This is a genomic window from Lentilactobacillus kefiri (genome assembly GCF_009739535.1).
GTDB classification, from domain to species: Bacteria; Bacillota; Bacilli; order Lactobacillales; family Lactobacillaceae; genus Lentilactobacillus; species Lentilactobacillus kefiri.
On record NZ_CP029971.1, the window covers coordinates 1304303 to 1316855 of the forward strand.

12 protein-coding genes and 1 riboswitch are annotated in these 12553 nt (G+C 40.6%); of the genes, 7 read left to right on the forward strand and 5 right to left on the reverse strand.

What is annotated here, in order from left to right:
- Positions 1-15: 15 nt before the first annotated feature.
- Positions 16-891: a DegV family protein gene (locus tag DNL43_RS06200; RefSeq protein WP_054768743.1), complete on the reverse strand. Its 876-nt coding sequence runs from the start codon at positions 889-891 to the stop codon at positions 16-18.
- 394 nt (positions 892-1285) lie between these two features.
- Between DNL43_RS06200 and DNL43_RS06205 the strand changes: the two genes are divergently transcribed.
- A complete protein-coding gene (locus tag DNL43_RS06205) occupies positions 1286-2374 on the forward strand; it encodes a PTS transporter subunit IIC (protein WP_054768742.1) in 1089 nt (362 codons plus the stop codon).
- A 103-nt stretch (positions 2375-2477) separates the two neighbouring features.
- Here DNL43_RS06205 and DNL43_RS06210 read toward each other — a convergent pair whose 3' ends face one another.
- Positions 2478-2942: a hypothetical protein gene (locus DNL43_RS06210; protein ID WP_056983098.1), complete on the reverse strand. Its 465-nt coding sequence runs from the start codon at positions 2940-2942 to the stop codon at positions 2478-2480.
- 277 nt (positions 2943-3219) lie between these two features.
- On the opposite strand from DNL43_RS06210, the gene DNL43_RS06215 reads away from it, so the two are divergent.
- From DNL43_RS06215 to DNL43_RS06240, 6 genes are all read left to right on the forward strand, one after another.
- Complete coding sequence (locus tag DNL43_RS06215; RefSeq protein WP_054768740.1) at positions 3220-3975, forward strand: hypothetical protein; 756 nt, start codon at positions 3220-3222, stop codon at positions 3973-3975.
- Positions 3976-3997: 22 nt separating this feature from the next.
- Positions 3998-5113: a C40 family peptidase gene (locus DNL43_RS06220; RefSeq protein WP_056983100.1), complete on the forward strand. Its 1116-nt coding sequence runs from the start codon at positions 3998-4000 to the stop codon at positions 5111-5113.
- 494 nt (positions 5114-5607) lie between these two features.
- The gene (locus DNL43_RS06225) at positions 5608-5925 is read left to right on the forward strand and encodes a hypothetical protein (RefSeq protein ID WP_179286822.1); all 318 of its coding nucleotides are present in this window, start codon (positions 5608-5610) and stop codon (positions 5923-5925) included.
- A gap of 268 nt (positions 5926-6193) precedes the next feature.
- Complete coding sequence (locus tag DNL43_RS06230; RefSeq protein WP_225364668.1) at positions 6194-6493, forward strand: hypothetical protein; 300 nt, start codon at positions 6194-6196, stop codon at positions 6491-6493.
- A 25-nt stretch (positions 6494-6518) separates the two neighbouring features.
- Positions 6519-7763 (forward strand): amidase domain-containing protein, encoded by a 1245-nt coding sequence (locus DNL43_RS06235; RefSeq protein WP_056983103.1) that lies wholly within the window; start codon positions 6519-6521, stop codon positions 7761-7763.
- Between the two features lie 4 nt (positions 7764-7767).
- Positions 7768-8091, forward strand: coding sequence for a hypothetical protein (locus tag DNL43_RS06240; RefSeq protein ID WP_056983106.1), 324 nt, complete (start codon positions 7768-7770; stop codon positions 8089-8091).
- Positions 8092-8796: 705 nt separating this feature from the next.
- On the opposite strand, the gene DNL43_RS06245 is transcribed toward DNL43_RS06240, so the two are convergent.
- The 3 genes from DNL43_RS06245 to tenA all read right to left on the reverse strand — a co-directional run bounded on the left by DNL43_RS06245 (position 8797) and on the right by tenA (position 12189).
- Positions 8797-9765 (reverse strand): IS30 family transposase, encoded by a 969-nt coding sequence (locus DNL43_RS06245; RefSeq protein ID WP_054769923.1) that lies wholly within the window; start codon positions 9763-9765, stop codon positions 8797-8799.
- 172 nt (positions 9766-9937) lie between these two features.
- Positions 9938-11296: an IS4 family transposase gene (locus DNL43_RS06250; RefSeq protein ID WP_109249160.1), complete on the reverse strand. Its 1359-nt coding sequence runs from the start codon at positions 11294-11296 to the stop codon at positions 9938-9940.
- Positions 11297-11505: 209 nt separating this feature from the next.
- The gene (gene tenA, locus DNL43_RS06255) at positions 11506-12189 is read right to left on the reverse strand and encodes a thiaminase II (RefSeq protein WP_449826298.1); all 684 of its coding nucleotides are present in this window, start codon (positions 12187-12189) and stop codon (positions 11506-11508) included.
- Between the two features lie 149 nt (positions 12190-12338).
- Positions 12339-12429: riboswitch (TPP riboswitch) on the reverse strand.
- Between the last annotated feature and the right edge of the window lie 124 nt (positions 12430-12553).

Sequence of the window (12553 nt, forward strand, 5' to 3'; positions counted from 1 at the left end):
AACTCCTAACCGCTTTCAAACCTTTAACTCCGGCACTTGTTTGCACCATAAAATGACAAATGCATTTGAACCTAAATGGGTTCCGACAACTGGGCCGATTTGGCCAACTTGGAAGCTGGCATTTGGATACTTGGGCTTGATTGAGTCACACCATTTGGTAACGGCTGATAAGTTGTTGGTTCCAGTCATCATGACATGAATTGGATAGTCGAGTTGCTGGTACTGTTGATTAAATTCATCATCCAAATATTTAAGGGCTTTTTTCATCGTTCGAATTTTGCCGATTGCCTCAATTTGGTATTTGTCATTTAAAGTTAAAATGGGCTTGATTCGAAGTAAGCCGCCGGCAAATGCAGCAGCGTTGGTCAGTCGGCCACCGGTAACCAGGTTCTTTAAGTCATCGACAATGAAGTATTCGTCAATTGTAGCTCGAATGTCGTCCAATCCTGCGAGAATTTCTTGAACTGATTTACCTTGATTGGCTAACAACGATGCATATTTGACCAGGTAGCCCAAAGGCTCAACCGTGATGTGGGAGTCATAGACGTGGACCTTGGCATTTGTGTATCCGCGGACCACGGTCTTCAAATTATTCACAAATCCGGTAATACCGGATGTTAAATGAATACTGATGATGTCATTGTAACCGGCGGTGGCTAGTTGATCGTATACTTTCAGCATTTCCATTGGAGTGGGTGGGGCGGTTGTTGGCAGCTTTTTGACTTTCGCCAAAGCTGTATAAAACTCATCGTTGGTGATATCAATTCCCTCACGATAAGTGTTGCCGTTCATATTGACCACAATGGGTACGACAGTCACGTTTCCCAACTTTTTCACTTCATCTTCGGAAAGGCTGGCCGTACTATCGGTCACAATTGCGATTTTGCTCATAGGTTCATCTCCAGTTCTTTCCTTTTATGACATTAATTATATCATATGGTCCGATATGGCCTGACGCAATTCAGCCGTTATAATGACACAATCATTGTCGATTATGTGAAAAAACTAATGTAAATGTCTTTACAGATGAGAATCCATTTCAAATTATTTATAAAATTAGCCATTTGTTTTTTGAATTATGTCTAAATTAGCTAACTCAATGGTTATCAATCTTGCTAGCGCTTACGAGAAAAAGTGGTCTATCGCATTATTCTTGATGATAATCGATCCTTTATAAAATGGGTGTTGACATCCTCACGGAAGGATGTTTAAATGATAACAATTCCATTTTTATCATTATTTTCTCATGCAATTATTATAATTATTAAAAAGCGAGGTTATGCCAATGGATACAGAAGCAAATAAGCCAGCTGATAAGCTGACAGTTAAAGATTACGTATACTTAGTTTCAGCGGGGGTTTCAAACGCCGTCCTAGTTATGTTAGGGGTTGGGCTTTTAACCCAAACCATTGCCAACTTCGTCAATTGGCCACAATTACACCAAGTTGGTGCAATTGCTCAATGGTTACTGGCACCAGCATTTGGTGCTGCTGTTGCATCTCAATTAAAAACCAACACACTGGTCCTGTTTAGTTCCATGATTGCCTCAACTGTTGGGGCCAACGCCGTTTACTTCATTTCATCCGGTGTTCACGCAGCAACCGCTACTGGTAACCAAATGGCACAAGCAGCCGGAACCGGTGTCTTCACAACTGGTCAACCTATTAGTGCCGTTGCCGCTGGATTAATTGCCGCATTAGTCGGTAAGTATTTAACCGGTAAGACACCGCTTGATATGATGTTGGTACCACTTGCCGCAACTTTAGTTGGTTCAATCGCTGGTTTAGGCCTTGCAAGTGTTACAACACCTGCTCTTAACTGGTTCAGTGCTTTCATCGCTCAATCAATGCAAGTTAACCCTATTCTTGGTTCAATGGCTGTTGCCTTAGCTTGGTCACTCTTCTTGATGACCCCAGCTTCGTCAGCCGCACTGGCAGTTGCCGTTATGCTTGATCCATTGTCATCAGGGGCAGCATTAATCGGGACCACCGCTCAATTTGTTGGATTCACTGTTATCTCATGGAGACAAAATAACATTGGTGCCAACATCGCCCAAGGCTTCATCACACCAAAGGTTCAGTTCCCGAACTTACTGGCAAATCCACGGCTTGCGATTCCTTCAATGACCGCCGCTGTGGTGGCTGCTCCAATTGCAACAATGTTCTTCGGTTTCAAGGTACCATACACATTAGGCGGGCTGGGTTTGAACTCATTCATTGCCCCACTTAACTTGGCATCAACCAACATGAACATGTTCGTTGCTTACCTGGCAATGGGAATTGTTGTTCCAGCTGTGATCTCAATCGTGCTTTACAGAGTTCTTCTCGGTATGCACTGGGTTAAGGATCAACAGTTGCATCTTGAAATTGTTTAGTCTATTACTACCTATATTGATAATATAAAATCAATAACAAATGGAAGCCTTGGAGCAAAAATGCTCTGGGACTTCTTATTTTGTATATTATAATTATTGACGTTTAATGCACAATTGCTGTGACTTTGGAAACTGGGGTAGCAGTGTAATGCTGGTAATGAATAGCTGGATATTTTGGCTCCCCATTGACAGACGTGATTTTATAACCGATCTTGACTGTATTCCAATTCTTAACTGGTGTAATAAAAATCCAGACAGCTTTTGACGGATCACTGTTATCTGATCCGTTTAGCACGTATGTACTGTAATCGTGTGTGTAAAGTATCCATTTGCACCTGATTGTGCCATTCGCTGTGTTTTTGAGGACAAAGCCATCCTTGGTTGCGTAAAAATACATATGTTTCTGGACAGAATTAGCTTTTCGACTGACTATGGCGCTCCAGTATCTCCCCTGAATTGGCGTCGGGATGCCATCGTGCACTTCACTGGCACTGACTGTGGTACTTAATGTGAATGATAATACTAAGACACCGGCAAATGATATTATCCACTTCATAATCTTATTCATAATAATTCCCCCGTTTGAATAATTTTATTCCCCAGAAATTAGATTAGTTCTGTTGGTGTGGCTTGTCAATTAGTTTTTTAGAGAAAATTGTGAATAAAATTCTTAAAATATTTTTCCCTTTTGTTTATTCTTCGCATATATAGAAGAAAAAATGAAAACCCGTTCCAACATGCCATTACCAATTGGACAAGACATTGTAATCTATTTGTAAAGTGCTATAACCAGCAATGGGTTCAATAAATGTAACCCGAGAGAAAATTATATTTTGGGGGAATGAATGATGAAAATGAATCACGTAGTTCGGGAATTGTTGGTAACGCTTTCGGTAGCTGGAATACTGTTAGGGGGATCTGTTGGGGTTCATGCAGCCGATGTCAACACAAGTAATCAACCGCTTGCTCAAAATTCGACTCCATCACCTGCGGTGAACCAATCTACAGACGTTAATTTTTCGTCACAGTCGACAAGTGTCAACCAAACATCTAACAACAATTCGACTGTGCCAACTGTAAAGAAAGCCGATAGTCTCAAGACTGGTGTGGGGACATCAGCCCAAACACCCAAAGAGAAGAAGAGTGTTTCTCGATCAACAGAATATAAAGAAACCACGACCAACTATAAGGTCAAGAAGAATAAACATGGCAAGAAAACTGTTAAGCAGCAAATAATTCGAAAACAGGTCGCTAAGAATACCAAGAAGGCTAAGCAGCCGAAGCCAGTTAGTGACAATTCGAATAACGCCACGACGATTGCACCAGCCAATCCATCAACAAGCAATACTGCTGCCGAACAGACTAATACGCAAAGTACTCAGACACAACCGACAATTACTCCGACCGAAGCACAAGCTAACCAAGATGCTCAGAATACCAACATTCAGTTGCAGCCGCAGTTAACGGAATCTCAAATTTCAGCTAACCAGGGCCAAGCACTTTATGACATTACCGGTGCCTTCTCGAATGTAGTAGGTCAGGGAACGGCAATTGTTAATTCAATCTGTGAGGTTATTTCAACCATTAGAAACTTGCTTTAATATATTCTAGAGGGGGATAATAATGGTGAAGCCGAACAAGTATTTGTTTAGAGCTTTTAGTTTAGTGGGCATTTCGTTACTGTCATTGTTGTTGGTCAGCACCACAGGTGCGTCGGCGCATGATTTGAGTCAGTATACTCCGGTTACGACTGATCAAAACCAGAATAACAACAGTGACAATAACGATGATAATAATAACAACGATAACAATAATAATGGTGGAGGCGGCTATATTCCGGGAGGAATTCCGGGAGGTGGAAGCAGTAATAATAACAATGGTGGTGGAATCTCTGCTGGTGGTGCCACTGCAGGGGCTACAACTAATTCTGGGAATGTTTCTGCAACGGTCTCGACAAATAATCAAAGCATCCATGGTAATACTTCTGCTCAGAGACTAGGAGAATCTGAAGTAGATCAGTCTAATCAAACCGCAACTGACAGTTCTGTAGTAAACAAGTCAGATGATTCAAGTACAAGTGATCCGAATGATATGACTGAAAACCATTCTTCAACTTCAGCATCTTCTAAGAGTAATACACCTCTTCAAGAGAGAACTAGAACTAAAGAGGTTCAAAAGTATAAGTCTGATAATTATAAGTATGAGTCCAGTTTGAAACAAGAATCACATGTTGGTCATCATAAGCGATTTAGCGTAAAGAATGCTAAGCCCGGTGATATAGTCACAACCAACAAAACTTCATCTGCAGGATTAACAGGGCACGCTGGAATCGTGGCTCCTAATGGGAAAGTTTTGACAATTAATGGATATGGGCAACATCCAGTGTTGGAAAGCAAAACCAAGTGGGAACGGATGGCGAGAGGTCAGAATAATTGGGTCAAAGTTTGGCATGAAAAAAATTCGGCAGCAAGAAATCGGGCTTCAAGGATTGCTATGAAGCTTTATCATGGAAAAAACTACAAACGCATAAAGTACGGATTTGGAGGAGGACTCGGTTATACGAAACGGACATATTGTTCCAAGATCGTTTATCAAGCCTATGCATTCCAAGATTCTTCGCGCCATTCAATTGGATTTAAGATCAAGAATCCAAGTTCTGGGGTTGTTCCACCATATAACTTGGATAATTGTTTCCCAAGAAAAGGTAAGTTTGCATTAATATACAAAGGGAGCGAATAAGTTGAAGATATTAAACAGGATATTACTTGGATCATTGTTGATATTGATCGGTGTACTAGAGGTGCTTTTTAGCATTTTTGCACTTGGACCACTTCCTGCAAATTCAGGTATGTCTGATATTTATTGGCTGATATTCACAGGAGGGAGCAATGTATTTGTAGGCATTGTGTATTTCTTTGCCTTAAAAAAGAACATAGTGCTCGCACTCTCAAGTTTATTGATTATTATCAATTTGATTCCGACTGTGCAACAAATACTTTCTGGAAATTACTTTCTGTTCCCCTTGATTTTGTTGGGTATAATCCTAAATGCTATTCCCGCCATTGTGTATAATATTCACTTCAATCAACCATTAAAAAAGCCCTAGAGGTAAAGTTATGACAAAAAGATTGAATCTATTTTTTCTCATCATTGCAGTTATTGGACTTGGCATTTCAAGCCCACTACAGTGTAAATCATTCGCCAGTTCAACTTGAAAACCAGTGTATTCAAATATGCTTGGCAAACCTTATAAGCACAAGGTAATCAAATATAGTCCTACGGGATGGGGAGATTTTGAAGGTGGGGATAGCAAAGCTTACTTTAGCTCTGATAAGCATATTCAGTATCGGTACATCAAAAAGTCTCGAACCGTGATTTATCGGTATAACAACCATGATAAGGCGCTTCAGTTAAAATATAATTATCAAAAGATTGTTCTTGGTCATGGCCATAAAACGCCTGAATATTCCTACTACTATAAGTTGGGCCAGCAGAAATGGGTTTACACGGTAACCTATCGATTCTGGTTGGTCAAGCCGATTAAGTACTAATCTTGTTAGTTGAATTTGACATTTACCGGATTGTGGATGAGCATCATTCACAATCATCCATTAAATGAAAGGTTAATGATGAGCTTGTTTGTTATTCGACAACATAAGATCACTTTAAAGTGGTTATTATTAGCTTTCTTTTCTCTGTTGATTTTAGTTCCGATGTCAGCATCTGCCAGCACCAACTGGAAGCATCTGGATATGAATTCCCTTGGATATGCTTCTAAACAAAAGGTACTCAAGTACAATTCTGTGAACTGGGGTGAGTTTGAGGGCGATCGCCAGGGCTTGTTCAAAGATACCAGCAACAAGCAACAATGCTGAACAGACTAATACGCAAAGTACTCAGACACAACCGACAATTACTCCGACCGAAGCACAAGCTAACCAAGATGCTCAGAATACCAACATTCAGTTGCAGCCGCAGTTAACGGAATCACAAATTTCAGCTAACCAGGGCCAAGCACTTTATGACATTACCGGTGCCTTCTCGAATGTAGTAGGTCAGGGAACGGCAATTGTTAATTCAATCTGTGAGGTTATTTCAACCATTAGAAACTTGCTTTAACATATTCTAGAGGGGGATAATAACGGTGAAGCCGAACAAGTATTTGTTTAGAGCTTTTAGTTTAGCAAGTATTTCGTTGCTGTCATTTTTGCTGATTGGCACCACAGGTGCGTCAGCGCATGATTTGAATCAGTTTACTCCGGTTACCACTGATCAAAATCAGAATAATAACAGTGGCAATAACGATGATAATAATACCAACGATAACAATAATAATGGTGGAGGCGGCTATATTCCGGGAGGAATTCCGGGAGGTGGAAGCAGTAATAATAACAATGGCGGAAGAATTCCTACTGGTGGTGCAACAGCTGGTGCCACAACCAATAATGGTTCTGCTACTGTTGTATCCAATCCCCAAGGCCAGTCCACTAATGGAACCAACAACAGCACTGCTGAGGGCATGACAGGTGTCAACGATTCTGCTGGTTCTGCAACTACAAAAACAGGTAGTGCTGTTACCAGTAGAAGTTCTAACCAGACTCAGTTTCAAAGTAACAACTCTAAGAACAATGGTGCTTCTGCCTCTGGTACTTCTCAGGAACAGCCACAGAATAAAGGAACTCGTAACTCCCATTCTGATCATTATGCTCAGAAATCTATGCATTCAAACGGTCAATTTCAGCCAAGCAATAAGCCGAAACACAAGTCTTATAAGACGACTTGGAAAAAGGGGGAAAAACTGGATAGAAACCAGCGAAGAGAAGTCCGATACGAACGCAAGCATTATAAAAAATATAATAAGCACTATCCCAATCTAGGGCATTTTAATGATGGTGGTGACTGCACTAATTGGGCCTCTCAAGACAGGCTTCATGCCGGTGGAAAAATGACTTCGAGTGCTAAGCACGTCAAGGGCCACTATCCATGGTCCAAAAATAAATGGTCGAAAAGTCCTCGTAAATGGTATTGCAGACAAACAAAGCCAACCAAGATTTTTGGAAAGGTACTACAAAGACACTGGAATTATTCTACTAGCTGGTCAACGGTGAATGGTTTTTACAAATATTGGACTAAAGTCAAGCATCGGCCGCATTTTGCAACAAGTAGTTTTCGAAAAGTAATGGCAAGGGTTCATGTGGGAGATGTTGTTCAGTTGCATTCCAAAGGACAAGGTTGGCATCATACCTTGACTATTTCAAAGATCACAAAGCATATGGTCTATTATACTTCTCATAATTACAATAGATTATTTGCACCGTTAACAAAGATCAAGTCTTTTCTTGGCACTTCTAGAACTAATAAAATGCGTGTTATAGAAATGGGGGTATAAGGGAATGAAACGTGCATTGATGAGAATAAAGAAAACTTTATATGCTTTTTTAGGAATATTAATTATTGTGATACTTCTTTTCACAATTCCGCCCAAAAATGCTGTTAGAGCAACTATGCTAATACATGGAGCATCTCCTGTGTCTGCATTTAGGTGTAATCCAAAGTATGATTCTGGAAACAGTCGAGAATTGAAGATGGATTTGTATACCATCCCCAATAAATATGGATATATTGATGACACAGGAGTTAGAAATACTTTGTTCAGGGTCAAAACGTATTTTGTTATTTTCCATGTAGCAGTTCCTGGGGTTCAATATCTCTCGTAGAACGTATTTTGAATGTCTGGGTCATTTTCTGTCATGGGAGCAGATTGAAACTCAGCAAGAAGCAAAATAAGGGGATAGTGATCATCCGTAAAGAAATTATTTCACTCGTCTTGATAATTGTCGCATTGGTTCTGTTACTAACCGTCCCAACCAAGAATGCCGTACGAACCATCATAGCAGTCAGCGGTCCGTCCGTTTCAACAGTGGTAAAATACAATCCGGTATATGGGCTAGTAAGGCCACTCATGAGAATGTGTATATCATTCCTCAAAAGGATGCCTATTCTGTGGGATATGGTTCTAACGTGAGACTATTCATTGTTAAAGACTATTTGTTGATTTTCCATATAGCCTACCCCACTCAACCCGAAGTTTAAGAAAAGCACACTGTGCACAATCGTAATCTAGTCATCGTTATATACTGAATCATGGTTTGCGCTAAAGCAAAAAAGCATTTGACCTTAGCAGACCAAATGGGATGTGCGTTATAGAAATGGGAGAGCTTAAAATATCTTTTATGCGTTTACACAAGATATTTTAAGCTCTCAATCAAGTATTGGATGTTTCACCCAATTAAATATTAGCTGATGGATGGAAGCTTACATCGGTAATGAGGTGAATTATATGAAACGTACGTTTATTCTGAAGTTATTGTTGCCACTTTCTTTTCTTGCATTGCTATTTTTAACACCCTTCAAATGTCAAATTAAGTTAGAAATTTTAGCTGCTCATCAGTGATTTGATTTACGAATGCCTCAAGTGGTGTTTGATAATTGAGACTTTTTCTGGGAATATGGTTCCGTCGACTAGCAACAGCCTGGACAAATTCATCTGATAGCTGGTCCATGATGAGATCATGGTGCAACCCATCCTTACGAAGTAAGTTGTTGGTGTTTTCATTCAACCCACGTTGATTGGGTGCTCCTACAGCGGCAAAGTAAATATTTAAATCAAACTGGTTAGCAATCGTTCGCCAACCGGCGAACTCCTTACCATTATCAAACGTGATGGACTTAAACAAGTGGCGTGGCAGCTTCGTCAACCAGGCTGCTAAACTACGATTGACGTTTTGTGATGACTTGGTATGTGAATTCAAAACAATTGCGACCTTGGTCTGCCGTTCAACCAGTGTGGTTACGGCACCCTGATGGTTTTTGCCTTGAACCGTGTCGCCTTCTAAATGACCGAATTCTCGTTTAAAATTAGGATAGTCCTGATAACGGGTTTTTAAATCTCTGCCCAATTGCCCAGCCTTTCCTCGTCGTTCAACGTACCCATTAGGGTGACGCTGACCATGCATGGGTAAATCTTTGGCGAACAAGCCAAAAGCATCATGTTTGAAAATGCGATATAGGGTTCGTACGCCGCAGCTAAAAGAACGTTCGTGGCGATTAATAATTGTATCTGGTTGCCACCCCGCTTGAATTTTGGCTTGGATATAAACCAGTTCATCAGGGGCTAGTTGAATGGGCTTACGCCCACAATGTTGTTTGTGCCGTCGATAATGTTGTTGGTAATCAATAAGCGTACCGCCAGCGTCAAGAAAACGATAGATGCGATAAACGGTTTCAGCACTCCGGTGGAGTGCTGGTGCTACTCGGTAAGCCTTTTTATTGAGCTTCCAAAAGGAATAAATTGTAGTGAGTTCGTCTATGGTAAGATGAGTATAGGTCATTTGTGATCAGCCTTTCTTTTGATTTCAACACTCAAAAGTCTATCACAAATGGCTTTTTAAATTTCTAACTTAATTTTACAAACAGGGACATAAATTATTAACTGAAACTTGAAAGTATGAAGACAGACTGATCCCTTGGTATCACAGGGCATATTTTAATTAATTTAACCATTTAGCTTGCTGTTAACAGCGAAACTAACCGTTTCGGCAAAAATGTGAAGAACTGATTCATCATCTGAATAATTTGGGCTCTTCTTGCATAAACTTCATGATTAATAATCGTTTTTAACGAATTTAGAAGCCATGCCAGTGCTTGAGACAACTCAATATCTGGCATGGCTTCGTTCATTATAAAGAATAAATCCCCAATGGTGCGATCATCCTGATTTTGCCGTTCCTGCCAAGCTAATAGGTCATAAGTCATCATGACAATTGCTAAATGGCCACAAAGCCCGTCATAATTTTGAACTTGTGATTTGTCGAGCCGCAAGTATTGCTTGGCAACTTTAAAGTAATTCTCAATTTGCCATCTTCGGGCGTATAGTTGAATGATCTCTTGTGGCTGAAGGCCTAACTGAGTCGTTGCCAGTACTAGGTAGTCATCTTGACGGGCCCGATTAGCCACAAATACCAAGCGAAGCTTGAATTTTTGGTTCCCGACGTGCGCTTCGACAAAGCAGCTGTATTGATAAGCTTGCTTGGGTTGATATTTTGAGGCCTGCAGTCGCTTGTATAATGCTTTAACTGAATATTGCCGTCCGCGATATTGATAGTAAATTTTGCTGGACCGTTTAAGCATGCCCACGCCGTTTAATCCCAACTTGGTTAATTCATAGAACATTTTTGGTGAGCTATACCAGCTATCAAATAACACATAGTCAGCTAGAACGCCATTTGCGAGGGCTTGCTTGACAAGTTGCAATGAAACGAGGTTCATTTTTTGCTGTGCTTGGCGACGTCTCCGGCCAGCAATTGTTCGTTGATCGGTTGTTTTAGCTGATTTTCCAAGGACGTTTTGTGGCTTCTTGGAAGACATTAATGCAAAGTTGATCGGTAAGAATGTATTGGCGTCACTCCAACCCAAAGTTAAAGCCCGGTATCCCTTAATATATAACTGTTTGTCATGGTCAAAGACTCGCGCTAGTAATTCGGTTTGGGTGGCGTACTCACGGGAAAAGAGTGTATCGTCAATGATCAATGCTAACCGCCGCCGGCGGTCAATAAACGGTCGTAAATGCTTGATTAAATGACTCCCAACTTGACAAATCAAGCGTTGCCAATTGATCCGGCCATCGTTCAAATTATTTCTGACGGTGCGACTGGTAAAGTTAGGTGTTTCATGGGCTCGATAAAGCGAGCGTCCCAGGAACTTTGTCGTGAGCAGCCATTCAATGACCTTCATCAAGCTGATTTCTGAATGCCGGCGATAATTCACCAACTTGGTGAGTTTAGATAGACCAATGAGGGAAGTAAATTGATGAACAATATTGTGAAGCTCGTTTTCTGTATTTTTTTGTCTTATAATATTCATGACGTAAGTCTCCTTTGTATCTTGGTTTTGGTCGACTAAAGTATACAACGCAGGAGAGCTTGCGTTTATTTTTTGCCAAAAAAGCCAATAACCACACGCCTTTGGCGTGATTATTAGCTTTCATGTTTCAGTTATTAATCTAAAAGGCGACTCTTAAGTGCGTAAAGACACTCAAGAGTCGCTCTTTTTTAACGATATTAATGAATCAGTTATTTTGTTAAGGCATCCCAATTCTCATGCTTTAACGACATCTGCCAGTAACCTAGTTCATAAGCACTACTCTTAATGAAGACATCGGTCATTTGTTGACGTTCAGCATCATCGACCTGACTGGCAGCCAGATTAGTAAGTTGAATCATTTGGTTAACACTATCTGTGTAGCCTTCACTATCGTACGTTTCAATCCACTGTTGATAAAGTGAAACGGGGGCTCCCTTAGAAATGACCGCCTTGCCAATCTCGTTATATAACCAGTAGCAGGGCAATAGTGCAGAGATTGCTCGTTGGGGAGTTCCTCGATAAAGGGCCGCATACATATGATTGACATAGTTGTAAGCAGTCGGGGCAATTGGGGTTAATGCAATCTCTTCTTTGGTGATGTTCAATTCGGTAAAGAAACCTTTCCGAACAGCAATTTCGCCATTCTTAAGGCCTTCAGCACCCTTTCTTAGAAAGTCGATCGCTGATGGGTCATCCAATTGATCAGCAATCAGATTGTGGAGTTTTCCAAATTCACTCAGATAGTAGCGGTCTTGCAACAAGTAATATCGAAATGTCGACATTGGCAGTTCGCCGGCAGTTAACTGTTTGATGAACGGGTGGTTCACGCTCCGCAGCCAAAGGGGTTTGGCAAGTTCATGCATTTTATCCGTAAAAGTCGTTGAAGTTTTCAAAGTAGTCCTCCTATTTTTCATCCGGTAGTTGTGGTTCTGGAAATCCAAACATCAGTGTGAGGTCACAAACAATTTTTGACCGATAAAATTTAAAAAGCCCACTTCAAGATTCAAAGTGGGCTTTCAGTCATTTACATCGGATGAATTTTATTTGACTAAAATGGTCTCCCTACGGCAGTGCTAACTGCATCAGGTTCCATGGGTATATCTCAGCTGTGTTCAGCGCCCCAGACCACAAAATACGTTATTGAGTTATGGTACATTTTTTATTAAACGCGGAAACCGGGGAAAAGTCAAGAAGTGCTGAAGGTGTGGATTTTAGATGGGTGAGTTCATACAATATTAATTGCTGAATAAATATTAA